This window comes from Paenibacillus sp. 22594, assembly GCF_052044425.1.
GTDB lineage: Bacteria > Bacillota > Bacilli > Paenibacillales > Paenibacillaceae > Paenibacillus_AQ.
Window position 1 is genome coordinate 259760 of the sequence record NZ_JBQENA010000004.1, and the last position, 25218, is coordinate 284977.

The 25218-nt window shown below is 50.3% G+C and carries 29 protein-coding genes; 3 read left to right on the forward strand and 26 right to left on the reverse strand.

All coding sequences use genetic code 11. The features are described from left to right. Position 1 precedes the first annotated feature (1 nt). From ACTJKB_RS15205 to ACTJKB_RS15260, 12 genes are all read right to left on the reverse strand, one after another. Positions 2 to 598: a hypothetical protein gene (locus tag ACTJKB_RS15205; RefSeq protein WP_440835055.1), complete on the reverse strand. Its 597-nt coding sequence runs from the start codon at positions 596 to 598 to the stop codon at positions 2 to 4. Positions 599 to 978: 380 nt separating this feature from the next. Next, positions 979 to 1476 (reverse strand): hypothetical protein, encoded by a 498-nt coding sequence (locus ACTJKB_RS15210; protein ID WP_440835056.1) that lies wholly within the window; start codon positions 1474 to 1476, stop codon positions 979 to 981. A gap of 20 nt (positions 1477 to 1496) precedes the next feature. Then, positions 1497 to 1877: a hypothetical protein gene (locus tag ACTJKB_RS15215; RefSeq protein WP_440835057.1), complete on the reverse strand. Its 381-nt coding sequence runs from the start codon at positions 1875 to 1877 to the stop codon at positions 1497 to 1499. A gap of 15 nt (positions 1878 to 1892) precedes the next feature. Beyond that, on the reverse strand, positions 1893 to 2036 hold the full coding sequence (locus ACTJKB_RS15220) for a hypothetical protein (RefSeq protein ID WP_440835058.1): 144 nt from the start codon (positions 2034 to 2036) through the stop codon (positions 1893 to 1895). A gap of 5 nt (positions 2037 to 2041) precedes the next feature. Continuing rightward, complete coding sequence (locus tag ACTJKB_RS15225; protein WP_440835060.1) at positions 2042 to 2254, reverse strand: hypothetical protein; 213 nt, start codon at positions 2252 to 2254, stop codon at positions 2042 to 2044. 79 nt (positions 2255 to 2333) lie between these two features. Further along, positions 2334 to 3203 carry a hypothetical protein gene (locus ACTJKB_RS15230; RefSeq protein ID WP_440835061.1) on the reverse strand — a complete coding sequence of 290 codons (870 nt, stop codon included), beginning with the start codon at positions 3201 to 3203 and terminating at the stop codon, positions 2334 to 2336. A gap of 15 nt (positions 3204 to 3218) precedes the next feature. Continuing rightward, positions 3219 to 4268: a hypothetical protein gene (locus ACTJKB_RS15235; protein WP_440835062.1), complete on the reverse strand. Its 1050-nt coding sequence runs from the start codon at positions 4266 to 4268 to the stop codon at positions 3219 to 3221. Positions 4269 to 4286: 18 nt separating this feature from the next. After that, a complete protein-coding gene (locus ACTJKB_RS15240) occupies positions 4287 to 5834 on the reverse strand; it encodes a hypothetical protein (RefSeq protein ID WP_440835064.1) in 1548 nt (515 codons plus the stop codon). Then, a complete protein-coding gene (locus ACTJKB_RS15245; RefSeq protein WP_440835065.1) occupies positions 5831 to 6895 on the reverse strand; it encodes a hypothetical protein in 1065 nt (354 codons plus the stop codon). The genes ACTJKB_RS15240 and ACTJKB_RS15245 overlap by 4 nt, the downstream gene beginning before the upstream one ends. Before the next feature lie 21 nt (positions 6896 to 6916). After that, positions 6917 to 7699, reverse strand: a complete 783-nt coding sequence (locus ACTJKB_RS15250) for an SAF domain-containing protein (protein WP_440835067.1) — start codon at positions 7697 to 7699, stop codon at positions 6917 to 6919. Between the two features lie 245 nt (positions 7700 to 7944). Further along, a complete protein-coding gene (purU, locus tag ACTJKB_RS15255; RefSeq protein ID WP_440835068.1) occupies positions 7945 to 8841 on the reverse strand; it encodes a formyltetrahydrofolate deformylase in 897 nt (298 codons plus the stop codon). Positions 8842 to 8888: 47 nt separating this feature from the next. Further along, positions 8889 to 10016 (reverse strand): deoxyribonuclease IV, encoded by a 1128-nt coding sequence (locus ACTJKB_RS15260; protein WP_440835069.1) that lies wholly within the window; start codon positions 10014 to 10016, stop codon positions 8889 to 8891. Between the two features lie 171 nt (positions 10017 to 10187). On the opposite strand from ACTJKB_RS15260, the gene ACTJKB_RS15265 reads away from it, so the two are divergent. After that, complete coding sequence (locus ACTJKB_RS15265) at positions 10188 to 10652, forward strand: DUF2621 domain-containing protein (RefSeq protein WP_440835609.1); 465 nt, start codon at positions 10188 to 10190, stop codon at positions 10650 to 10652. 16 nt (positions 10653 to 10668) lie between these two features. Then, on the forward strand, positions 10669 to 11574 hold the full coding sequence (locus ACTJKB_RS15270; RefSeq protein WP_440835070.1) for a TIGR01777 family oxidoreductase: 906 nt from the start codon (positions 10669 to 10671) through the stop codon (positions 11572 to 11574). Positions 11575 to 11591: 17 nt separating this feature from the next. On the opposite strand, the gene ACTJKB_RS15275 is transcribed toward ACTJKB_RS15270, so the two are convergent. Genes ACTJKB_RS15275 through ACTJKB_RS15325 form a run of 11 tightly spaced genes read right to left on the reverse strand, consistent with a single transcriptional unit; the run spans position 11592 to position 22103 of the window. Continuing rightward, on the reverse strand, positions 11592 to 13259 hold the full coding sequence (locus tag ACTJKB_RS15275; protein WP_440835072.1) for a DUF6382 domain-containing protein: 1668 nt from the start codon (positions 13257 to 13259) through the stop codon (positions 11592 to 11594). 17 nt (positions 13260 to 13276) lie between these two features. Further along, the gene (locus tag ACTJKB_RS15280) at positions 13277 to 13786 is read right to left on the reverse strand and encodes an A24 family peptidase (RefSeq protein WP_440835073.1); all 510 of its coding nucleotides are present in this window, start codon (positions 13784 to 13786) and stop codon (positions 13277 to 13279) included. Positions 13787 to 13788: 2 nt separating this feature from the next. Then, positions 13789 to 14280: a hypothetical protein gene (locus tag ACTJKB_RS15285; RefSeq protein WP_440835074.1), complete on the reverse strand. Its 492-nt coding sequence runs from the start codon at positions 14278 to 14280 to the stop codon at positions 13789 to 13791. A gap of 30 nt (positions 14281 to 14310) precedes the next feature. Next, positions 14311 to 14805 carry a TadE/TadG family type IV pilus assembly protein gene (locus tag ACTJKB_RS15290; protein WP_440835075.1) on the reverse strand — a complete coding sequence of 165 codons (495 nt, stop codon included), beginning with the start codon at positions 14803 to 14805 and terminating at the stop codon, positions 14311 to 14313. A 16-nt stretch (positions 14806 to 14821) separates the two neighbouring features. After that, complete coding sequence (locus ACTJKB_RS15295; protein WP_440835076.1) at positions 14822 to 17125, reverse strand: hypothetical protein; 2304 nt, start codon at positions 17123 to 17125, stop codon at positions 14822 to 14824. 39 nt (positions 17126 to 17164) lie between these two features. Next, positions 17165 to 17827, reverse strand: coding sequence for a TadE/TadG family type IV pilus assembly protein (locus tag ACTJKB_RS15300; RefSeq protein ID WP_440835077.1), 663 nt, complete (start codon positions 17825 to 17827; stop codon positions 17165 to 17167). Continuing rightward, a complete protein-coding gene (locus ACTJKB_RS15305) occupies positions 17824 to 18012 on the reverse strand; it encodes a Flp1 family type IVb pilin (RefSeq protein WP_440835078.1) in 189 nt (62 codons plus the stop codon). Before ACTJKB_RS15305 ends, ACTJKB_RS15300 begins: the two co-directional genes overlap by 4 nt. A gap of 15 nt (positions 18013 to 18027) precedes the next feature. After that, on the reverse strand, positions 18028 to 18900 hold the full coding sequence (locus tag ACTJKB_RS15310; RefSeq protein ID WP_440835079.1) for a type II secretion system F family protein: 873 nt from the start codon (positions 18898 to 18900) through the stop codon (positions 18028 to 18030). A gap of 14 nt (positions 18901 to 18914) precedes the next feature. After that, positions 18915 to 19703 carry a type II secretion system F family protein gene (locus ACTJKB_RS15315; RefSeq protein ID WP_440835080.1) on the reverse strand — a complete coding sequence of 263 codons (789 nt, stop codon included), beginning with the start codon at positions 19701 to 19703 and terminating at the stop codon, positions 18915 to 18917. A 5-nt stretch (positions 19704 to 19708) separates the two neighbouring features. Next, positions 19709 to 20941 carry a CpaF family protein gene (locus ACTJKB_RS15320; RefSeq protein WP_440835610.1) on the reverse strand — a complete coding sequence of 411 codons (1233 nt, stop codon included), beginning with the start codon at positions 20939 to 20941 and terminating at the stop codon, positions 19709 to 19711. After that, positions 20934 to 22103 (reverse strand): hypothetical protein, encoded by a 1170-nt coding sequence (locus ACTJKB_RS15325; protein WP_440835081.1) that lies wholly within the window; start codon positions 22101 to 22103, stop codon positions 20934 to 20936. Before ACTJKB_RS15325 ends, ACTJKB_RS15320 begins: the two co-directional genes overlap by 8 nt. A gap of 275 nt (positions 22104 to 22378) precedes the next feature. Here ACTJKB_RS15325 and ACTJKB_RS15330 point away from each other — a divergent pair, with 275 nt between their 5' ends. Further along, positions 22379 to 23569 carry a copper amine oxidase N-terminal domain-containing protein gene (locus ACTJKB_RS15330; RefSeq protein ID WP_440835082.1) on the forward strand — a complete coding sequence of 397 codons (1191 nt, stop codon included), beginning with the start codon at positions 22379 to 22381 and terminating at the stop codon, positions 23567 to 23569. Positions 23570 to 23657: 88 nt separating this feature from the next. On the opposite strand, the gene ACTJKB_RS15335 is transcribed toward ACTJKB_RS15330, so the two are convergent. The 3 genes from ACTJKB_RS15335 to ACTJKB_RS15345 form a co-directional block, all read right to left on the reverse strand. Continuing rightward, positions 23658 to 24083, reverse strand: coding sequence for a thiol-disulfide oxidoreductase DCC family protein (locus tag ACTJKB_RS15335; protein ID WP_440835083.1), 426 nt, complete (start codon positions 24081 to 24083; stop codon positions 23658 to 23660). A 105-nt stretch (positions 24084 to 24188) separates the two neighbouring features. Continuing rightward, entirely contained in the window at positions 24189 to 24467 is a 279-nt protein-coding gene (locus ACTJKB_RS15340; RefSeq protein ID WP_074083281.1) for a hypothetical protein, read from the reverse strand. Between the two features lie 285 nt (positions 24468 to 24752). Then, positions 24753 to 25172: an organic hydroperoxide resistance protein gene (locus ACTJKB_RS15345; RefSeq protein ID WP_074083343.1), complete on the reverse strand. Its 420-nt coding sequence runs from the start codon at positions 25170 to 25172 to the stop codon at positions 24753 to 24755. Positions 25173 to 25218: the final 46 nt, after the last annotated feature.

Consider the following 25218-nt stretch of genomic DNA (forward strand, 5'->3'; position numbering starts at 1 on the left):
TTTACTCCTTTACAATTATTTTTTCATCAAAACCACCACCAACGTTTGTCCAAATCGAGATACTCGTTGGTTTTTTTGTAGCTCCATACATTTGATAGCTAGTCAACTTCTCTCCAGGCTTAAGAACCCATGTGTATAAGGCCTCCTTGTCATTTACTTTATTTATTTTATTTTTAGGCGTTGGTGCTTGCAGATCCTTATCATTTATAGTTATAAACCATTTTAACGACAAATCTGTGGCACTGAATTGAACAGTTTTACTCCCTTTATTCTCAAGAGTTATTTTGGTCCAAACCATATATTTAGTTGGATTTTTGTAGATTCGATCACTATACCCATATTTTTTCATCAGCGCCTGTGCATCATTGGACTTCACATCGTAAATCATTAATTTTTCCAGCGTATAGCTGAACCCTCCGGACGTAATGGTCACCGGCAACTCAACTTCCTTTTTTAGACCAAACTTAAATAGGTTATCTCTGATAATCGGTGCAGGAGTTGCTGCAGCTGCATGTGCATTTGAAATTTCCCACTGACCTGCTACTGAACTGATTAACATTGTTGCTGCCATAATTGCTTTCATCATTGTCTTTTTCATCTTCGAACACTCCTTAGTATTGTATTTAGATACAGCCTGCTATGGCTCGCCTTGGATCAGGATTACCATTTGCGCCACCTCGATTATTCTTCACCGGGTAGTTCATCGTGGGGGACACCGCCCAAGCGGAGTTGGGAAGGGTGACGTTGCGTTTATTGTTTCTTGAGAAGCTACAAGTAGGATCAATGGCCCTCAATCCGAATGCTAACTCCGCTTTTTACTCGTAGTATCAGTCTCCAGCTTTGGAGAAAAAGCACAAACCATTATTTTTCCAACGTATAACTCAACCACGAGTCATCACAGTAGCCTGCAACCTCATATCCTTCATGAGCCCATACTTCGAAAGATTATCCCTCATAATCGACGCGGCAGTAGCGGCATTAATCATTCATCTTATACTCCTGCACAGCAGGAACGATGATGGCCTCCTGAACTTTCGCCCGGGAGATTAGCACCGGATGGGCCGTCTCAATGACGGCAATCACGGACGGACCTTGTATGTATTTAGTGATCCCATATTGGCTGTCCTCGTAGAGAAAAGGAAAAGTAACTCCACTGGATTGATCGACTATGTCGAACTTTACAATTTTCACTTGAGTTTGAATCCGGCTGCCCGCCAGGGGGGACAGGCCGTCGTCCAGTCCCAGATTCGCCTGAAGGGATTGCCGGAATGTGGCAAAAGCTCCAGCGGGATCAATGATCAGACGGCCTTGTGCCCGTGCGGACTCATTAAGCTCCTGTGATGCGTCATGGACGGCTATATTATTAGCATCCTTGAGCATGCTGCGTAGCATGTCCCATTCCTGATTCTGAATCTGAAAAAACCAGGAATAGACGAAGATCAGTAGAACAAACGCCAGCTTAATAATATAGTCCATAGATTAGGTTCATCCCTTAATCAGTCGAGATACTCACTCATGATAGAACCGTGCCCGTAATAACGCGTGGGCTGGGCCACTCCGGAAAAATTATACGGGAAAAGATTCATTCGAGGTGCTGAGACATACACATCCATGCGCCGCTTGCGTTCCTGAACAGTTTCCGTGCTGCTTGTGATTTGTATCGAAGCCTCAGGAAATCCAACAGCCTTTAGATTAGCGATGACCTCACTTTTCATTGAAGCCGTGACCATCCCCTCCGTTGCCGCTTTTTGCGTAATATAGGAGGTATTGGCCTTGACCTGCAAATCGAGCAGATAATCAATGTAGGTGAAGATGGGCTGCAGGATAATGAACAAGACAAGCCACATGAATAATGCCCGGAGAACGGTAGCTTTCAATGCCTACGCCCCCTCTTAATACTGCTCGACTTGTTTGGTGTGTGTGATGATATCGTCCTGGCTGCTGCCGATAATATTTGTGGCCGTTGCGATGAACATGCCTGCAATCACAAAGCCGATAGCCAGAAACATTGCGACTGAAATGGAGTCTTTTTTCATCGTGATCAGACCGAAGTGTGGAACTGGGTCTGGGCAAGTGTAGCCGATGGTCCGGACTCTACCGGTTGCACTATAGTGACACCTGGAATGGTTGGTCTGTTGTCGTCCGCAGAGTTAATGACATCCCGAACAACCGGAATCAAAATGGCAATTACGATGGCAACACACAGGAATCCGATAGCGATGAACAATCCAGTAGAAATAGCGTCTTTTTTCATTGTTAATATCTCCCTTTTCATTTTATATTTTTAAATGATTCTTGAATATAGAAAATTTCATACGATGCAATTCATCCACTCACTGAAACATCCCTACCCCATTGAAGTTGCCTTTGATCAGCAAAATGTACTGCATTGCCAGCGACACAATCATTAGGAAAGTGGCAATGGAGGGAATCACGTTGATGATGGTAGAGATGTCTCCGATGAAGGACCATTTTTTCAAATATTGATCACTGGAGATCTTGGTAATGATCTTGCCTTGCTCCCGCAAATAATTGGCTGCTTCCGTATCATCGTCCATCCCCTCCGTTGCCAGCAGAATGGAACGGATATCGTTGATAAAGGCGTGATTGTCCGGGAATTTACCGCAGAACCATTCAATCGCCCGTTCGGTACCCTCATCGACTGCACGTTCGGACAGCTCATACAGATCCTGGCGAATGTAATTGAAATGTCCGGCCGTTCCGGCGCAAAAAGATCCAAACTGCATGTAACCCCGCTTGCGCAGCCGATTGTTCTCATAGAGCCGGATGAATGAGATCAACTCACCGTCTTTTTGAATGAGTGTCTTCTGATGAAGCCAGGCGAGCAGCCACCCCAGCGGAAGATATCTTAACGGACTGGTAATCAACAGAATCAGAACAGCAACAAGTAGATCATAGATAGAAAAAGCTTCCGAACGCAGGAAGTCTCCTGCCCCCTGAACCAACAAATAAATCAGTGCAGCCGAATAGCGGAACAGTGTGATTTTGCCTGCGGAAAGGGTTAGACCGCTGTTATTCAGCAGCAGCTGCAGCCGCTCATTGTGCATCCGTTCTCCGAGTATCCTCCACCTTGTACCCAGCCGAAGCAGATAACGCTCCTGTCTGGAACTGCTGCTCACAAAAACCAGCAACGAAAGATATACAATTCCGAGTACAGCAATCAAAAGTAAGAGTCTGTCCATAATTCATTCATCACCTTAGTGGTAGTCCAGCTTTGGCCTGGCGAGTATGGTACTGATCATGAAGGAGATGAACAGTCCAGCAATAATAATCATCAAAAACGTCAAACCGACAGTAGTCTGGAACTGCAATTTGAAATAAACATCCGGCTTCAGCATGTAAATAAACGTTCCGACGGATGACACGAGAACCACCAGATTGCCGTACAGCCCGAGACTGATAGCGTCCCTGCTGCCCGCCTTCACTGTCAGGATCGTCTCCCGCTGCTGCTCCATGGAGCGGCTTAGCATCATAAGCGTGTTCTTTAGATAACGGGTTCCCTCTTTCTCGCAGTAGAGCAAATCCGAGACAAATTCCACGGCAAAGGTAGTTCCAATAGCCCCCGCAAACCGCTCTGCCTCATGGGTCAGTTCCCGTTCATTGCTATAGTTGGAGAATGCCGCTCCCAGCAGTCTAAGCGGGGTTTTCAGCACACTTTCTTCTGTTAAAAATTCAGCGGTTTTGGTTAAAATCGAGTCTACCGACAGGTGAGTGAATTTGGTCGCGATTTTGATCACATCCAATAGATCGTAGCTCCCGCGCACCTTGCGCTGAGCATAGAGATATCTTGTCCGCAAATAAGGAATACTGCCTGCGATGACTGCAACAAAGAGCGGAAAGCGCCAATTCCCCTGAACCGGAATCCGTTCATCGAAGCTGATGCCCTCCAAAAACGGATTACTGAAGCTCAAATGCCCCGGCAGTTCGCTCAAGGTCAGCATTCCCGAGAGAAACACGGCGCTGAACAGAAACAACGTGTGAATCAAAAAACGCGTGACACTAATCCCCGGCTCATACTTACGCTTAGCAAAATAGAGCAGATCGTCTAAATGCCGGTACAGCCACCTCCTCTTTTTATTGCTGCTGACCTTTTTACCAAAAAGACTGATCCGCAGGCTCATCCGCTGGTCGATCTTTTGTCCAAGCTGCCTTAAATGCCTCTCAATGAGCGGCTTCACCAGCAGCCACAGGCCACCGGCAATCAATAAATGAAAGGCAACCTGAAGCACATAAAATAACAGTTCCACAAGCTCTCCCCCTCATTTTCATTCGTTCAGGACAATCTTTGACTTGAGACTCTCTTTCAGCGGTCCGTCCATCGGTTTCAGCGCAGCCAAATGCCCAAGCTCCTGCAGAAGCACCCGCGAAGCGCGCGGATTTTTCTTCTTCATCTTCCGCATCAGGCTGGCCGTCAGCTTGTCATTGTAGCTCCATGCGGACTGTTCTTCTTCCCAGCGCATCAGATCATTGGCAAATACGGAGTTGGCTGCTTCGTCATAGTACACCTCGGAGATCCGCGCCAGCCGTTTCTTTCCGTCCGCTACACTTTCCAGAATAAACACTAGCTCACAGGACTTCAGCGCAGAGATCAGATGGCCCTTCAGGCTGCCGCCGATCCGGGTGGACACCGCAAAAGCACCCTGATAAGGAATATCCTCCGAATCCACCGTATGAAAGGTTCCTGTAATCCCGTCATAGCCCTTTTCACCGCTCCACAGATAAAATTCCCATTCGTTATACCGCATTTCCGTCATATAGAGAATGTTCGGATCATGCCGCAGCGACTCCACCCCAACCTCCATCAATTCCTCGTTGGCTGCCTGAATCGGGATAATCCGGTGGCCTTTGATCTGATACGGCAAAATCGACTCTGGATGCTTTTCGATCATCACGACTCCCATACAGGAAGAGGAACCGAGCAACTGCTCACCGACAACCGTGTTGGCGAAAGTGGTTTTACCTGATCCTACTGCACCGGCGATAATGGTGTTGCGGAACGTACCCGACAGCGCGCGGATAAGCTCAATAGCTTCTGCAGGGATACATTCAGTACCGGCTTGATCCTCCAGATCCAGGAACTCCACTACCTGCCGCCGCAGCGAGATCGTGGTGAAGCCTTCCCACACCCTGGGCGATACCCAAATCGCGAGCCGGATGAAGCGGCCGGGCCAGAGGGGATCATCCATTTTGAACTCGACGGAAGGGTTATCCTTGTTGAGTTTTTTGTTGGGGTCGCTTTTCAGCAAGGAACGTTTGAGCTGTTCAACCCGGTCCAGTGAAGGCATCTCATAGGGATACACCACAAATTTCCCGCGATGGTTATAAAAAATCTGCCGTCCGATCATCTGCAGCCCGGTAGATTCGCTATAGGCCCGGTCAGTGAACCAGCGGTAGGCAGGTCCAAATCCCTTCCATTCGTGAAACAGCGCCTCTGCCGCTGTCCCGTAGGCATCCGGCACTTTGCCGGTAAACGGTGTTTTGCGCAGATATTTCTCGATCTCATTCATGAAAAAGCTAACGGCCTGCGGATCCCCGATCAGCGCCTTTGCATTTAGCTCAAAGTACCCGTCGTCCTCCCGCTCCAGCTCGGCGTTCATGTCATTTTTCATTTTTTGCAGAAAACCGTAAAAGTCCTCCTTGCCCGGCTTGCAGGTACTCAACACTTTTTGCTTCAGTGAAAACAGCCTATGGTTGTCCTGTAGAATCGGCAGCCGTAACGGCTCAAGTACATGTTCCAAAGCTTCGACTTCAAGCTTCGTCTCCTTCTGCTGCTTCCAACTTGCCGCCCATACCTCATCCCGATATTCAATCATTGAAAAATCCCCTTCTTTCGGGCTTCCGGTGCCATACCGAGGGATACCAGCAGCGCGTGAACCTTGTCGTCCACCTGCTGCAGCTCTCTTTTGCCCAGTGGAAGACTGTCCTGAAATGGCTGGTAATAGGGCAACTCAAGCAAAATCTCACTGCCGAAGCGGAGGGCCAAATTCTTAGGTGAGCTCATTTCCTCCACATTGCTGCGGTTGATGATCCACTGGAAATCCTGCGGGTGCAGATCCATGTGTCCGGCAAGCTCCATGAGTGGCTGAAGGCGATACTCATGCTTCGGATGCGTAACCATCATGCGCAGAGCCGTTTTCTGCATCCCCACATACCATGCGGCACTCTCGGGAATGGACCCGAAGTCGGCGACTACCACATCAGCATTCCCGGCAGCTTGGGCAAGCAGATATTCAATCTCCTCCTCTTGGTAATCCTGAACACTTAAATAATCAAAATTGCCCGGCAAATAGGCGTACCCCTCCTGTTTAACCAGACCTTCAAAATCCGCTGCCTGGAGCATTTTACCGGTCATCCGGGGGCGCAGCCTGTCGAGGCTGATGGCCGTCTTGCGATCGAATCCGGGATCATACAGATCAAGTCCGAGCAGAATCACACGTTGTCCCGAAGCGGCAATCCGCCGGGCGAACAGTTTGGCGATACTCGTACAACCGATACCTGGACCGGAACCAAAAAATCCGACGAGATTACCGCGCTCTTCACGCTCATCCTCCAGAATGTAGCGCAGCTTCTCCACAATCGCTGAAGAGGTCGCACGGGGCGGGATAAAGAAGATCCCCAGACTTTCACATAACATATGAATAGCCTGATAGCTCCTTACCCCCTTTTGCCGGTAAATATATAATATGGAGGAGTTCGGATAACCCTGCCGCAGTTCACTTAAACCTGAAACGGGCACCTGTTCGCTTGTAACCATTAGCATCTGCCCCTGAGTCTGGGAAGGCTCGGGCAGGACATTTTGCGTAACTACCGTAAACCCGGCAAGCTTGATCTCATTGATGGTCAGCTGATCCATCCCAAAACTGAATATTTTCATTCCATTCCCCTCCTTTCCCTTTTACTCAACACGCACAATCCACAGCTTTTTACCTTGCTCCAGATATTGTCCAAGCCGTTCGCCGTCACTTTTTTTCAGCTTCAGTTCGGGAGCAGCGACCTTGCCGGTTGAGGTGAAGCGGTTGTTCGTATTGCCGTTCTCGGAATCCTGGACATCGTTGTTGTCTTCAGTTCTTACATAATTAACAGTGACTCCGGTGAGAAACACCTTGCGTGGAGGGGCGGAAGGCTGTGATTCTACGGCTCCTGTCCCCGCTGTTGAACCATCTGTGCCGGAATTCCCGTCACCTGCGGTTGCGACTGAGGCTCTATATCCGCTATTCCGCGCCTGATCCGCCGAATCGCCTTCGACGAGATAAATATCCACCTTGTCTCTGCTGCGCAGTGAGCCGTTGATCGCATAGATCGCTTCCTTGGGAATCGGGAAAATCCCCTCATCCTGCTGCGGCTCCAAATCACTAACATCCACAAGAACTGCCGTCAGAATACTTCCGTTCGTCAAGTTTACATTAGTGATCTTATGCTCCACCTGACTGATGTCCGTGATTACCCCTGCAGGAATATCCTTGGTCTGAACAGAATCCAGATACAGGTCACTTGGCTTAAGCTCATAATTTTTGGGCAAAAAGCTGTCCTGGGCCACTTTGATCTTAACCACAGTCTGCGACAGCACGTACGGTTTGAAGTACAGATCGTAGCCGAGTAGACCGCCGAAGCCGATAAGCAAAATGAGAAAAGCAAACAAATAATTGCGTCTTAACAAATGTCCCCGCTGTGAAACCAAACTTTCTACCCCCTTATAAATGTGTTAGTGAACACGACAAAATACACTTTGGCATAGTGCGCCAAAATGTCCGGTAAAATGCTTTTTCACCTGTTGTGGTTGAGAAAAGTATTAGATTATCAATGAGGAGTTACTGGGCTTGAGGTTACTGCGGGAGCAAGGTCCCGGTTGGAGAAGGATTCCGGTGAACGGCAGACACTGTCAAAATACAGCATGACTGCTGCTGTTCACCGGAGGAATTCCAATTAATTAAAAACCACTGTCTTGTTATGATGTACAAGAATTCTGTCCTCGATATGCCATTTGACCGCCCGGGCCAGAACGACCCGCTCAATGGTGCGCCCGATGCGTTTCAACTCGTTCACGTCATCGCTGTGGCTGACCCGCTGCACGTCCTGCTCAATAATGGGACCACCGTCCAGCTCTTCTGTAACATAGTGGGCGGTTGCGCCGATAATTTTCACTCCGCGCTGATAGGCCTGGGCATAGGGCTTGCCGCCAACGAACGCCGGAAGGAACGAATGATGGATGTTAATGATCCGGTGACGGTAATGCTCTATGAATGCTGGTGAGATAATCTGCATGTATCGAGCCAAAATAATCACATCAATGTCATCTCCGATGACCTCAAGCTGGCGCTGCTCCGCTTCCACTTTGGTATCCTCCGTGACCGGAATATGATAGAACGGAATGCCAAAGGATTCCACATAGGCCTGCATATCCGTATGGTTGCTGACAACCAGGGCGATATCCGCATCGAGATCCCCGGCCTGCCACTGCCAGAGCAATTCCACCAGACAATGATCCTCTTTGGAAACAAAGATAGCCAGCCGTTTCTTGTGGCTAACCTTGAAAATTTGCCTGTTCATCTGGAAACGTTCAGCAACCCCGCCGAAGATCGAACGCACCTCGTCAATCCGCTCATCCAGCTTGGGCAGGTCAAACTCCACTCTCATAAAAAACATTCCGCCATCCGGGTCCATGGTATATTGATCCGACTGAACAATGTTCGCGCCATGCTGGTACAGAAAATGCGATACTGCAGCCACAATTCCCGGCCCATCCGGACAGGAGATAAGCATGCGTGCCCGGTCCGGGTATTGTCCGCTTGACGAATGATCTCTTTTGACATGCAACTCCATAGTTCTCTTTCCATCCTCTCATCTACTTGCGCATTCTATAGTTTGGCTTATGCGTTCACGAGTAATTGCTTGCCTGCCAGCCAGGCGATAAGCCGCTGATTGACAGCTGCCTCGCTTAGCTGCGGAAACAGCTGAGCCTCGGCAACCGAATCGTACAAACGTTCCAGAGGTTCACGCGGGTCCGCCTTCTTGGCCTTGGCATCGTTCTTCAGCAGTTCCCATACATTCAGCACATACTGGCGGGGATCAAGCTCCTGTTTGGCAAAAAAGGCCTGCAGCTGCTCAACCTCACCCAGGAACTCCGCTCCGAACCGTTCAGCCACCGTGCCGCGAAGCAGCGCAATTTCCACCTCGTACATAGGACGCAGTGTCTTCGCTTCCTTTCCGATCCAAGGCGTCTCCAGAATGAACGGCAGACCCGCAAGAGCTTCGTGGTGAACTACCTTGTTGATGGTTTCAAAGCCAATGTATCCTGAGCCGATAGGGGTATGGCGGTCTTTGCCCGCTCCGCGCGGATTTTTGCTGTCGTTGATATGGACTACACCCAGCCGATTCAGGCCAATGATCCGGTCAAACTGCTGAAGCACACCATCCAGGTCGCCGACTATATCATATCCGGCATCGTGAATGTGACAGGTATCAAGGCAGATGGACAGCCGCTCGTTATGTGTGACCTTGTCGATAATCGAGGCGATTTCTTCGAAACTGCGGCCCACTTCTGTCCCTTTACCTGCCATCGTTTCCAGTGCAATATGCACTTCCGTCTCGTTCGTACCGTCAAGTACCTCATTCAGGCCATCAGCAATCCGTTGTACGCCGTATTCAGCATCCTTGTCCGTATATGCTCCCGGATGGAGTACAATATGTTTCACCTCAAGCGCATGGGTACGGCGGATTTCCTCTTGCAGAAAATCAACAGCCAATTGATATGTGCTTTCCTTGTAAGAACCCAAGTTGATGATGTAGGGGGCATGGACTACGATTTCCTCCACACCATTCTCTTTCATCGCCAGCTTACCTTCAGCGGGATACATCGATTCAATCGGTTTGCGGCGCGTATTCTGCGGCGCACCTGTATATATCATAAATGAGGTTGATCCGTACTCGTTTGCTTCATTGGCCGCACTCAGGAGACCCTTGTCCGCACAGGACACATGTGAACCTAGTTTCAGCATGCTTTTTTCCCTCTTTCCTTCACGAATTAACCCTTATTCTACCGTGATCGGGAAAATAAATCTAGGCAAGCTCCATGTGCCTGCTTCTGCTTCGCAAAACTATAGAAATACGCTATACTTTAGATGAGAATGAAGTTTGTGACAATCATCATTGTCAAAGGCGGTGTAATCATGTCATTTAAATCAGGCTTAAGCTTGTTATCCGCAGCACCGAGCAATTGGTTTATGAACTCCATCGCATTTTGGACTTTTTTGCTGCTCGGCTGCATGTGCATCGGCGGCTATTTTATGTTTCGCAAATTTCTCAAAGTGCTGCCCAAAGCCGATGGCAAGTCCAAGCTGGACTGGCAAAATTATTGGGTCGAACGCAGCCGTCCTCTGTGGAGCGACGAGATGAAAGCTTTTCTGGATCAGCTCGTCCAGCCTGTGCCGGGTCCCTTCCGCGATATCGCCAAGCACTCCATAGCTGCCGAGATTGGCAGGATTGCCGTGGAGAGTCATGCGCCGGAGGTCACCCGTGAGCACTGCATCAGAGGCTATATCGTAGCTACACCACGGCGCGACAACCGCTTTCTCATCAGCTTCCTTGAAAAGAACGGCATTGACTACTCTCCTTACCAGCATCTGATTAAGTAACCGAAGGAGCGATTGTATGAAATACGTAATCTGCGGCGGCAGCGGATTTATCGGACGCGAGCTTACCGAATACTGGCTCCAGGGCGGGCATCAGATCATTGTTGTCGGCCGCAAGCAGCCTAAATCCCAGACCGCTGCCCATCCAGGCCTTAGCTTCCTTACCTGGGACAGCCTAGCGTCAAATCCGGAGCTAGCCGAAGGTGCAGATGCGCTGGTTAATCTTGCCGGTTCTTCACTCAGCCAGCGCTGGACCCCAAGCGGCAAAAAGGCCATTATGCAGTCCCGTCTTGAAACCGTCTCGGCAGTGGCCAAGCTTCTGAATGCACTGAAGAACAAACCTTCCGTAGTGATCCAGTCTTCTGCCGTAGCTATTTACGGAACTTCACTGCAGGGTACCTATGACGAGGCCTCCCCGGCCCATGTCATGGACTTCCCATCCGAGGTTGTTAAGACATGGGAAGCAGCTGCGGACGAAGCTTATAAGAACGTAAGAGTGGTCAAGCTGCGCACAGGAGTAGTGCTCGGCAACGAAAGCGGCGCTTTCCCCAAAATGAAACTGCCCTACATGCTCGGCTTCGGCGGTAAAATTGGCAGCGGAAAGCAGTGGCTGTCCTGGATTGATCTCACTGATATCGTCCGGCTGATCGATTATTGCGTCCAAACTCCCGGAATTGAAGGTCCTGTCAATGCTACTGCCCCGAACCCTGTTACCAATGAGGCATTTGGCAAAATGATCGGTAAGGTTTATCATCGGCCACACTGGTTCCCCATCCCGTCACTTCTGCTGAAGGCTGCCGTCGGTGAACTGTCGGAAATCTTACTGGAAGGCCAGCGGGTACTCCCTGCCAAAGCCTTGCAGCATGGGTTTTCCTTTACTTACCCTACCTTACAGCCATCATTGGAACATCTGAAATCGGAATAAACAGTCAGGCCCTCCTCTCAGGCGGAACGGAAGGTATAACATCCTTTTACTATAGTGAACATAGCTCCCTCAGTCAGTGGATACTCCTTGTACGGAATCATCGCCTCTCCCTGAAACAGTGTTCCGTTTCTGGAGTCCAGGTCCTTCAGGATGTATCCTCCCGCACTCTTGGAGATCTCTGCATGCACTCTCGAGACCCCTTCAGACTTCTCTATATACTGAGCTACATCGGGGGATCGGCCAATAAGAAAACTGGGACGGTTCAGTTCGATCTTTTCCGGAATCCCGCCTGCGTTTTCCTGAATTCTTTCAAGATAGGGTATCGCACGCTCCCCTTCCTGCTCCTGTTCCATCCTGGAGTGAGATCCATGCTGAAGCAGTGCTGTAGCTTCAACAAATAATGGAGGGTTTGGAACCGGTGCTTTGGCTAGACTGCGTTCCGGCCATTCGGCTTTCGTCACCGCAGTTTGAATGTCATTGTGAATAGGGTGCTCCAATTTTCGTACCGGAACGAGTGCCTTTGAAGTATCTACTATAGTAGAAGAAACTGCAGTGTTTCGGCCAAAATCCCATTCCAGCTCTTTAGGGTTCCTCCGGCCCTTAGCCGCAATCTCGTCTCCTGCCTCTTCATCTGCCTTGGTACCACCCAAGATCAGCCTTCCACTCCATACCAGCCAGCAGAATATACCTAACATGAGCGTCGCAAGTACACAGACAACCATCCAAAGCGGTTTGGGATGGTTCAAATATAGAAACTTCCACAACACCGCATCGGCCACAACACCACCCAGCATTGCATAGGTTCTGTAAGCAGAGGTATCGGGAGCCGCTTTGCTCCCAAGATCCCGATCATCCGCCAGCAGCTGCTGCTGTTCCTCCTTCAGCTTAAGCCTCGGATAGCCGCTCATCCATGGAGTTGGCTTTGGAGGCTCTGCAGCCACACTCGCGAAACTCTGATCCGCGCTGCGCTGCTCTTCACCGGGTAGAGTAGCGCCTGGCAATGAACCACTCCGTTTCTGAATACTTCTCTCTGCATCGGGTACATGTGCATCGGGCAAAAAGGTGCTTGGTGCAGGCCGGACAGTATCCGAGTGCCATTTTGTCCCTTCACCTTCTGTCAACAGCTCTGCCAGAAGTTCCTTTAGCCCTCCTGGAGTGAACCCCTCTTCACCGCAGTATTGCAACAGCCTCTGAACCCCGTCGCCGGACAGTTCTCTAACGGACGCCATAAGCGCCATAATCAATGCCGTTAGCGCTCTTCCGGCACTCACTGAATCCTCAGCAGACTGCATAGGGAGATAAGTGAGGTATACTTTGCCGCCATGCAGTGGCCCATCGATAAAAATATAATCCTCATGCAGCAAATACTGTTCTGCCTGCAGCATGTACAGGCGCCCCTCCTCCATCCCTGACGCAATCTGCAACAGCAGGCCGAAGAAATCGGTCAAGCCGAGCTTCTCCCCTTTCAGGAGATGGCTGAGCATTTTCCGGCGGGACAGCGCATATTCCAGGGTTACCTGCAAATCTATTTCCCGGAGCTGCAGCCTCAGATGATGGGGAATTCCTGAATTCATCAGCATCCGGGTCTGAACCATATTAAGCTCTGCCGGTCTTAGTCCCCCAGGCTTGCTGAGCAGCATCGAAATGCCATCCTGCTGTACAAAATCACGGCTTAATCCGAACAATACTCCTCACCTCTTCATTATAAGTACAAATAAGCACAGATGAACCCCGGCATAACTGCCAGCATAAAAGGGAATTTCAACGCTTCCTTGCTTCCGGTATTCAATATCCGGGGATCCCGGAGCATTAGAAACCCGGCACTTCTGCTGATAATCCCTCTTACACGGCTTCCCGTTTCATGTTTTGCGAGAACGATAATCCAACCAATTACTGCGCCGAACAATACAGAATAGACCGTGACCTGCAGTGTGAACAATATTCCAGTCCAGGCACCGATTCCTGCAAAAAGCTTCACATCCCCAGCTCCAACCGCCCCCAGAAGATGCATGATCAGCAGCAGCAAAAACCCTGTACCTGCACCACATATAGACATTAGGATTCCGTGACGTCCATTCATCACACCCTGCGCAATCAGTCCGACGATCAATAGCGGAAGCGTAATCCAGTTCGGTATTCTCATGAAACGGATATCCATAAGGAGTGCCGCTGCGAGGAATAGCAGGCAGCTCCAGAATGCCCATACCGTCATTATCATTTCACTTCTTTCACTTGATTTCTTTTCACCACTGTAAAAGTCGCCTCCAGAGAGGTTCCATCCTCCAGCTGAATAACAAATGGCCATGTACCCGGAGTAGTGTTAACCCCGATTTTCCATTCCCACTCAAGATATCCGTTCTTATCCGCCTGCTTCCACCCTAAATATTTAGCTGTACTCTGGCCGCTCTTGTAGAAGATAGACAGACTGGCAGAAGCATTAGGCGGTATCTTAACCCGGATCCTGCCCTGATCATTCGCTACTCCTGGATTTGGTTTCTCCAGAATCACAATAGTGCTATGATCTTCTTCCCCTCCTGAGCTGTCTTCATCGCCTTCCGCATCTGTATTCCCTATCCATAAGCGTTCCACCGCACTGGCCTCAAGCACGATGCGCTGATTCAGAAAAGGTACCTTCATCGGCAGCGCATAACTCACCACGAGTCCAAAGTATGGCCGCGCCCCCGTCTTCAGGTCCGGGACAATCACATTCGAAACATGTATGCGGTCATAATCCAGTCAGTCTGTGGATAGATAAGGCTTCATTACAGGCTTGAGCGCCAGATCCAGTACGCCTTCGGATGCCTCTGCCTGCAGTTCCTGCAAAGGTTCTTCACCCCGCTTTACGGCCGCGCTGACCCAATCCGCTATTGGTTCCGGCAGGTCTGCCACATAGCTGTCACTCCACTCTTCAAGCGAGAGCCGCGGAACGCTCCATTTATCCGTGGAAGCAGCACCCTCCGAAGCCGCTCCCGCACCGCCAGGACCACCGGCAGCCTCTCCATTCTTCTCCTCCCATTTCTGTGCTGCCAACGCAGCAGGGTACATATGAGTCGAGATCACCTTAACCGTATCCGAAGCCGTGCTCTGCAGCGCAGTTGAATATAAGGTCATTTGCACGATGAAGATCAGGAACAGGACAAAGAGCAGAAACATGGGAAGGACCATTGCGGCTTCTACTACCATGCTGCCTTCAGATCCCGGATTTTTTTGCTTCCGATCCCCATACCCCACCTGGTTCCACCTCCCGCTAGTAAGAAAAATCAGCCTGCACAGTCCGGTAATATAATTTGCCCTGCACTTCACCGGAAAGACCTGTACCATAATCCAGCAGCTTCACCACTCCCGGCAAAAACCATAATGGCATAGCCATTTTGATATCCGCTGCTGTGTATGTGAATTTCTCATCCAAGTTGCTTCCTGTATTCAGCCGGATTAGGGCCAGCATACGCGACAATTGAACATCGCCCCCTCCATGCAGCACCAGAAACAGACGCAGATAGTCCCGGTAGCTCAGCTTGACAGGTATGTATTTGGACAGTGGAATTTCACCATTTTTACATAACAGCAGCATATCCTGTACTGCCTGCTCAACTCCGTACAGAAGTGCTGCGGCCAATATCAGCAGTGGATTGGCAAGCCCTGCACGTTCTGTAAATCCCTCCATGGTACGTATAGCCAGCCGCACTGCAAAAATCTCCCCGTAAGCTGCTGCTATATTCCCGGCAGGATTATAAAAGCCATACAGAATATACTCCAGCTCCTGAGCATTAGGATCTAGCTGATCCGCCAGTCCTCCCGTTCCTTCATTTACAGATCCAGCAGCCAGACCGGCCAGCTGAGAGATATCAAAGGGAGGAAAATACAGCGCCGAATACTCTGTCTGAAACAGCCTGTCCCTGGCCCCTTCCAGCACATTGCCCATTGCAGCATAGAGGCTGTCCACTTTGACCATAGAGGCGCTCCCGGCAGTATAGGGATTCTGATCAGCCATTGCCGTCTCTGTTTGCTGATCCACTCCCGAATTGAAAGCAATATTGTCGTTGTAATACTTATGCAGAGTCTGATACCGTTTCATCGCTTCTCCGGCACTAGCGCCAAGCCCGCGGATCTGGTCCAGCAGCTTCATGGCATCGCTAAGCTTGCCTTTAGCTTCCTGCTCCACTTGCTTGCGCTCTTTATCATATGTGCGATGTGCTTCAATTTGAGCACTTTCGGCAGCAATGAGCGTCCCCGCGTTTCCATAATTGCGCAAATATTTGTTTACCACTTCCGAAGCGTTGAGAATACTGGCGTTCATGCTGGAAACGTCGGCATTAAGTCCCGAAGCCGGGCTTAAGCTTCCTGGCAAAAGAGCCACCTTCTGTACTACAGCCTGCGAAGCTGTCAACTGTGCTGACAAGCTATTTTCCATCGTGCTGATCTCGCTTGCTGTGAGGATAAGCGAATCTTCCTGCTCGCGCAGTTTTTTAATGGGATCTGCACTTAATTCAGCTGAAGTGTTCGGGATATCCCAGTCTCTGGCTGAATCCTGCGCATCGTCCGGTCCACTGTTTCGTGACTGCTCAAGTAGGCTTTTCATTTGTGCATTCAAAGTTTTCGCCCGCTCCAGCGCGGCTGCCGCCTCCTCTAAATAACGCGATTGTTTCTCTTGATAAGAAGCCTGTGCACCAGGAAACCGGGCAAGCAGCTCACCGGATTGCTGCAAATATGCAGATAAAATTCCCCAGTACTGTGCAGGGCTGTCCTCGTCACTATACATATCGGCATAATATTTGCCCACATAGTCACCGTACATAGCCGCAATATCCGCAGCCGTGCCAATTGTGCCTATGGTAGCGGGTATGATACTGCCACCAGGTGGATTCATGATCAGCTCCTGCAGCGCTTGTCCACTCTCCCCTGCCTGCTTCCGTGATTTCAGCATCTGATCCAGTGCTTCCTCACGCTCATCATATAAAGGCTGAAGCTTGCCGAGCACCTTGGTTGTCCGTGAAGCCTCACCCATGGCCGCAGACAGCGGCTTGAACTTACCGGCCAGCTCCAGGGCGAAATCAATCGGCGCCTTGTATTTCATCTCTTCCACAATCTGCCGGCGGAAGATATCATAGCTTCCGAGCGGACGGCTCCAGCTCAAGGAGGAAGAATCCAAACCCAGGGGCAGCAGATTAAACGAATCGCCTCGCCCGCTCTCAAACAGATTATCATTCAGCACACCGGCCAAAAGCTGATCACCGTCATTGCCGCCATAGGCGAACAGTCCGTATTTATCTTTCAGTTCGATATCGTATGAAGACATTACTGAGCGGACTGCAGCTCTGGCCAAACGCTCTTCCTGCACGTTTACAGCCGCAATGCGCGCATAGTCAATTAGCACTGCGGTAAACAGAAAGACAAATGCCAGCACCATAATTAAAAAGATAGAGACTGAACCTTCGGTTCGGGTATACCCTCTGACCTTGCCTCTTACCACTCTTTCAAAAGCATGCCCTTTCTCTGCCTTCAAGCGTGTCATATCCTCCTTCCGTGCCTCAGTTGCTGCCCTCATATCCATTGGCCATTAAGCTGATTCAGCTTCTTCAATGCAGCTTGCTCAATGCAGCTTGCTCATCATGACGGCAGCATTTTTCTTATCCATGCCTGTCCCTGACTTGGCGCTATCCGCATTACCCTTGAATTTGGCTCCATAATAACGCATAAGATCAACGGTACGGATGAATTCAACAGGTTCAGCAATCACGGACCGGGCCTGCACCACCGGCACTGCCTTGTCGGACAGAATCTCATCCAGCACAGGCAAATTCAGTATCCGCTTCAGCTCTGCGCTTACTTTACGGCCCGTAAGGCTATACGTATAGTTCATCTCTCCCGGCATATTTGCCGGAACCATAGCGGATGCATGCGTAAGCTTGACCACAGGCAGTGTGCCCCCATCCCCGGCAGCAGGCAGCGTAATAGCTGCTCCGCCATCTGGCGCACCGATACCGAACAAAGAGGAGAGCAGATCGTCGTCTCCAATACGCCAATAGAGAGAATCATATTCGCCAATGGTGTAAGAACCCTTCGTTTCTTTGTGGCTGTTATCCCAATTGTAAGCAGCGCGTTCCGTAGCGGCTGAAGCTACCTGCAGAAGCATCGACTTCTGATAGCTGTACAAGCAGAAGAACAGCAGCAGCATAGTGATGCACATAATGATCGGCAACAATAGAGAGGCTTCAATAGTAAAGCTGCCCTCGTCTTTCCGGAGTGTGTTCACTCAAAAACTTCCTGGCTCTTTTCACCCGCTGTAGCAATCAGATCTTTTACGACCTTCACAATTTCCGTACGGAATATTAATACTACCGCAATCAACACAGCGATGATCATAATCATCTCCAATGTACCCAGTCCCTCCTCATCCTTCCAAAAGCGCTTTACAGTTTCCACCATCATTGAACTCATCCTCAGCTTCCTCCTCTACATTTTGAGCATCATGAGCGCCGGTGCTCCCACCAGCACAATAACAATTAAAAAGATGACCACCATCGGAAAAACCAGCTTCGAGGAAGCCTGTTCCCCGCGCGTCCGGCTGACAGACTTCCGCTTCTCCCAGAGTATCCGCGAGAGATCACGCAGCGACAAGACAAAATCCGCTCCACCCCTGCGGTAATTAAGCAGAACAGTGGTAGTGAACAAAGAAACCTCCTGTACCGCACAGCGTTTACTGAAATTCTCAAAAGCCTGCTGAAACGAATAACCGCTGTCCCACTCGGCAGTCATTTTGTGCAACTCCTTGTAAAGCGGATGTGCCATGTCCCCTTTGCGGCTTTCCACACAACGGATGATTGCTCTCTGCACCGTCTCACCTGCACCTACCAGGAGCACGATGCTGTTCAGCAGTTCCGGCAGCTCAAGCATGATATTCTGCTCCCGCAGCCTCACCTTCTTATGCAGGTCACTGACCAGGGCAAACGGCAATATTACCGCCAGCATCCCCCCAAGTGCAATTCCGGCTTTCTCCCCGCTAAATAGCGTATACGCACATCCAGCTGTCAGGAAGAGCCAACTGTAGGTGATCATTTCTCCCATGAATAGCAGTGTCCGCTCTGCGCTGTAACGATTTCCGTAGGTCCGCTGGAGTGAGCGCTGTATCCGGAACATGACAGATGGAATATGGCTTCCAAGCTTCCAGCTGTCGATCAGCCAAAGGAAGGGCTCACCCAGCCGCCGCAGGCGCAGCCCTTCCATTGGGAGTGCGCGTAGCCCGGAGTATCGGCTGCCGCATTTCAGGAGAAGCAAACCCCATCCAAGTGTCAATAACAACGTGATGGTGCCGCTTAGCCAAAGCATTTATTTCACCTCCTTTACAGTGGAATATTCATGATTCTGGAAGTCCACAGATAACAAAGAAACAGCAACCCGAGAGCAAGTGTAGATATCGCTATACCTGCACCTGTATACATAGGTTCCATATAATCCCCTGCTGTCAGACTCATGAACATCACCATAATGAGCGGGGACACCAGTAAAGCCTTAGCCTCGAATTTCTTCTGGGCGATGCTGACGGCTATATCCTGTTGAATATCCAGCTTCTCTCCGATAATGGTTGAAGTGCGCCTTACAATCTCTACCAGATCACCTCCAGTCCGCTTGCACACTGAGAATACATCAGCAAACCGTTCGACATCTTCCATGCCCGCCCGCTTGCTGAAATCCTCCAGTGCTTCTTCTACCGGCTGGCCATATTCCATGCGCGTACAGATAATGTTCAGCTCGAAGATCATATCGCCGCCCCCCTCGGGGTCGAGCATAAGCAGATCCTGCACCGCTTCACGAAACGCATTCTCAACAGAGCGGCCGGCCGACAGCGATGAAGACAGAGAGAACAGCATTTGCTTGAATTGCAGATTAAGGGCAGTACGGCGCCGCCGGTGCAGGTAGTCACGCAGCAGCCGTGGAGCATATGCCCCGCCCGGCACCAGCAGACAAGACAGCAGCCCATTGTGATAAAAAAGATACCCTATTGCCCATAGCAGCGCTCCGCCAGCCAGCATCGCCGTGATCTTTTGCAAGGAGGTTAGGACGTATACCGTATAATCTGGCAGTTGTGCCTCTGCTCCGGTATCACGCAGTCCTTGCAGCTTTTGTCTCAATGAGATCAGAGCACTTCCTCCTTCTTATCAATTCCGGCCATTCTGAGTTTGCCGGTATGCAGCATCGGATTCCCGCTGGGGATCAATCCCCCTTGGACCCGCCCGTTCCTCTCACCTGTTTCACGAAATTCATACAGCGGACTAAGCACCACCTCCCCTTCCTGAACCCCGGTAACCTCACAAATTTCCATCACCCGGCGTGAACGGTCACGCAGACGCGACAGATGCACAAAAATATCAATTGCGGAGCCAATCTGCTGCCGGACAACCGCCACTGGCAGATCGGCTGCACTGAGTACCATCGTTTCAAGACGGCTGAGCATATCCTGCGCACTGTTAGAATGACCAGTAGACAAGCTGCCATCGTGTCCTGTGTTCATCGCCTGCAGCATATCAAGGCATTCTGCTCCCCGGACCTCGCCGACCACAATGCGGTTCGGCCGCATCCGAAGAGAGGAGCGGATCAGATCACGGATGGTGATCTCGCCGCGGCCTTCCGTATTGGCATTTCTTGTTTCCAGTGAGACGAGATTCGGTACAGTCACGATCTGCAGCTCCGCTGAATCCTCTACAGTGATCACACGTTCCTGCGGCGGAATGAATTGTGACAAAGCATTCAGAAAGGTGGTTTTACCCGACCCGGTGCCACCGCTGATGAAAATATTGTATTTGGCCACCACAAGCATCTGCAGCATTTCCGCTGCTTCCGCGCTTATTGCTTCCCGGCGGATCAGCTCATTCATCGTCATCGGGGTTTCGGGAAACTTGCGGATTGTCATTGCCGGCCCCTTCAGTGCTACCGGCGGCAGAACGATATTGACACGGGAACCATCCTTCAGCCGCGCATCAACGATTGGCGAGGAATCATTAACCACCCGGTTCACACCCGATACTACGGACTGGATAATATCCTCAAGCCGGCTTCTGGACTCAAAAGCCAGCGGCAGACGCCGGATCTGCCCCTCCTCCTCTACGAAGATTTCATCATGACTGTTAATCATAATCTCGGTGATGGCCGGATTATCCACCAACGGCTGCAGTACATCCAACCCCCGGAAGGAGTCGAACAGCTTCTTGACCAGGGCATGTTTCTCTTGAGCCGTCAGATGCTGCAGGCTGTCCCGTGCAAGAACCGTCCGCTCAATATACGCGGTAAGCTCACGGTTGCCTACCGCAGAAGTCAGATCCAGCCCGGATCGAATGTCACTGCGCAGCGACCTGAACATTTCTTCATTCATATACATTCCCGGTAAAGACATGCGGCAGCGCCGGTTCAATAATTCCCGAGCACAGCTGCTGCACTCCGGCCGTGAATTGCGGAGAATTCAAGCATAGCTCCACATGATGCTGCATGGCCCAGGATGGGATATAAGGAAGCACAGCATCAACCTGTATCCTTTCAGGAAGAATCCCCGCGTTATGCGCATCGGCTGCGAGGTTCATGACAAACCTGCTTTTGACGGGTACCTCCTGAAGCATGCCAGAATGCGGATTACTGCAGTGACCCAGCCACCCGGCAGTCTTATGGTGACTGGTCTTAGCACCCGTCAGTACCCAGAGCAGAAGTCCACATCTATGCAGAACAGCCTGGGTTTGCTCCTCCTCAAGGGCTCCCGTATCTACAATGACAACATCATAGCGTCCTGCCCCGGACAGCTGCTCCAGAACATCTAGCGTATCTGTACGTGTCATCTGCAGCTTTTCCTTAAGATTCTCTACCGGTCTGAAGGCTTCACTCCTTAGACTTTCGTGTCTGATCACATACCTTTCAAGCTCCAGCTCTGTCTTTACTTTGCTCCCTTCCCCTTCATTCGCCTTCAGTTCATAGAGCAGCCGCTCCAGACCGGGGGCGTTTCCGTCCGGCACCCGCAGGAACAACCCGCTGCTGTCCACACTCTCCAGATTCAGATAAAAAACGGACAGTCCCAGCCCTCCTAGCTGCTTGGCCAAATTGAGCGCAAGCGTGGTTTTGCCGCTGCTGCCACTGGCTGAAACGACTCCAATCAGCAGTGTCTCCTCCTTGGAGATGGATGCCATTCTGCTCCGCTTCACATCGCACAGCTGTAGAATGGCATCCAGCAAAGAAGGAAGCGATTGATACTTTTCAATCACTTGTCCGCCCGCCAGATTTCCGGAAGGTTTGCCGCGGACGTCCCCTGCATCGCTGAGAACTGCCCACGGAACAGTGCTCTTCCCCTCCACCAGCCAGGCCTCAATGAAAGAAGGATCTGCCACTACAGCATCCGGAACCTCCTCCCCCTTCATGAATTCCATAAAAGTATCCAACCGGCTGAAAGCGCTGATCCGCAGCATTCCTCCATATTCACTATGGTGAATATAGTGCAGCAATGGCTCAATGTATTGACTCTCCCGCACTGCAAGTACGATTCTTGCCGCCATGCTCCCTCTCTCCTTTCTGCATAAAGACAACAAAAAAGCACCGCCAATAACCGTGGGATACGGTCATTGAACGGTGCTTCCGTTACTATTCCTATAATTTACAGCAATAGTAGCATATATATAAGAGTACAGCAATAGCTTTTTTTCCATTACCTCAAAATCCCATGAACTCCCATATCCAGTGCTGGATATTCCCAAGTCCCCTATCCCCCTGTATAATACATACGTTCATCATTCACCTAACTCAAAACCATAACAAAGGGGATTTACACCACATGAAATTCGTACCCGGTTTTCTTGCAGTTCTAGCCTTATCCGGTGCCATCACCGTATCGGCAGCAGCAGCATCAGACCAACCCATCACCGTAACGATCGATCAGCAAAAGCTGAACCTAAGCACCAGTGCACCGGTCAAAGACCATGATGCTATCCTCGTTCCTATGCGTCCTATTTTTGAGAAGCTGGGCCTCAGCCTGGTATGGAATGCCAAGACAAGCACGATCACAGCCTCCAAGGAGGGCCTGACGATCACCCTGCAGCTTGGCAGCAAAAAAGCAAGTGTGAACGGGACTGTGAAGCAGCTCACTTCCGCACCCAAAATGATCAACAACGTTACCTATGTCCCTCTCCGGTTCGTAGGCGAAGCGACAGGCAACAGTGTCACCTGGAATGCCAAAGCCAATACCGTAGAAATCAAAAGCAATCAGAGCAGCGCCGTGACCAAGGGAATATCTGAGCTTTTTGATAAATACACCAGCTATTCCAACAAAAATGATTTCGCCGGATTCCTGGGTCTGATTGATCCGAAGTCACCGCTTGCCGCAGCAGCCCCTGCACTCAAAGAGCAGATGGAAAAATCTGATACCACCACAGCGATCGCAAAAATGGACATTATCGATGTTCAGGCAAAGGAAGCAACGGTGGACGTAGTGGAAACAACCGTTAGAAACAGCGGAGCCTTTACACCTAACAGCACCGCAGAGTACATTTATTCACTTACCAAAAATGCTGGCGGCTCCGACTGGCTGATTAGCAATGTGCAGATTAAGGCAATCAAATACTCCCTGCCTGACGGCACACTTGAAGCCAAACCTCCTGTTCCCGCGGCTGATGAAGATCAAATCAAGGCTGTGCTGCAGGCCAATACAGATTTCTCCAACAAAGAAGACCTGAGCGGCGTACTGTCTACAATAGACGAATCCTCACCAGCCTATGCACAGAGCGAACAAACCTATAAGCAGCTTTTCGCCGCTTATGATTTGGAGTCCGCTGTGGAATCTTCCAAAATCATTTACTACAATAATAACGAGGCAGCCATCTATGCCGTATTAACATCCAAAAAGCTGAAGGGGCCACAATTCACCGATTACCGGGCAGAAACCGTGACAACCGTCAAGAAATCAGCAGATGGCAAATGGAAGCTGGTTCAAACCTACAATCTAAATATCGAACCGCTGACCAAATAGGCTAAATGGACAATTTCCTGATATTAAAAAACGCAGCAGACTCCCTGCCGGGAGCATCTGCTGCGTTTTTATTTGGAACCATAACCCCTCACAGAAACCGTTGGCGGATCTCTGGCGTTGGGACCAGGCACTGATCATCCCGCCCGAACCAACGGTAACGGTTCCTGGCTACAAGTCTGTACAAGGCACTGCGAAGCGGCCGGGGGACAACAATGAGCAGATAAGCAGCCGGCCAAGGAAAACGCAGCCTGCGCGCGATCCGCAGCACCGCAGCCGACTCCGTATAGAAGACCCCATCCTCGACCAGGACTACCGTGTTTAGCTGACCAGGCACAAGACCGCTGTCACTCAACAGTTGATGAGAAACCTCGCTCTGCAACGGGGCAAACAGAAACCTGCCTTTGGGATCGCGCGGAATAATAAACCGGACCATACCTTGACACAGATGGCAGACCCCGTCGATCAGCACAACAGATTTGTTCTTCATCATAATTCCCCTCTGTTCTTCCTTCATTGCCCTCTCCCCCTTCCGTTAGTCACAGTATATCCAGAACTATGCTTAGAAAAAAAACAAAAACGCGGGATAAGCTCCCGCGCCGTCATGATCCGTCCGTTTAAGTTATTCTGCGATTGCCTTGTCGATCCATTCGTCCCCGAGCATTTGCCCTTCGAAATCAGCTGTGAAAGCCTCCATGCATTTACAGATGAAGTCTTTGCGGCATACCGGACATGGTGTCTTAAGCAGGCGGCTGATGTTCGTCATTTTCCATTCCGGAAACCGATTGTAGAACGCGCGGCACTCCGTTCCGTCAGCAAGCTTGATAATGAACTCGTACAATCCTTCCTTATCGTTGCTGCTGGCTTTGGTCACATTCGTAATATTCGGTCTGTAAGACATCTTCATCACCCATTATTTAAATTTTTGGTAGTTAATAGCACACGCGACATTAACAGATACTTAGACATATTAAAGAATTTTAGGGGTGATGTCAACCAAAGCAGTCTCTCTGGACTTGCATTTATGCGTTTACCTGAATTTCCCGACTCCATTTAGACATTATTTCCAGAAACCTTATATATATGCCATCCATTTAGGGGGAACACCAAAAAACCGGACATATCTGCCCGGCTTAATTTAGATATAAACTAATACTGTAGTGCTGCAAGCCACTCCTTACCATTATTACAACACGTTCAGTTCAACTTCAATATTGCCGCGGGTTGCCTTGGAGTAAGGGCAGAAGGCATGAGCCTTCTCGGCCAAATCCTCCGCCTTCGCGCGTTCAATACCGGGCAAGCTCACATCCAGTCTCACCGCCAGTTTGAAGCCTCCGTCGCTCTCATCCTTGCCGATCAGCACATTGGAAGTCACAACGACATCCTGAAGCTTCACACCCTCTTTACGGGCAATATTCGCCAGCGCACTTTCATAACATGCGCCGTAGCCTGCAGCGAACAGCTGCTCCGGATTTGTACCCATGCCCCCCGGACCGCCTAGCTCCTTCGGCATTTTCAAATCATGCTTGAGAGCACCGTCCGAGGATTCCACTGAACCTTCGCGTCCGCCCCGTACCGTAGCTGAAGCAGTGTATAATGCTTTCATTTTCAATGCTGTCATCGCCAATTCGCTCCTTTTCAAGCCAAATTTT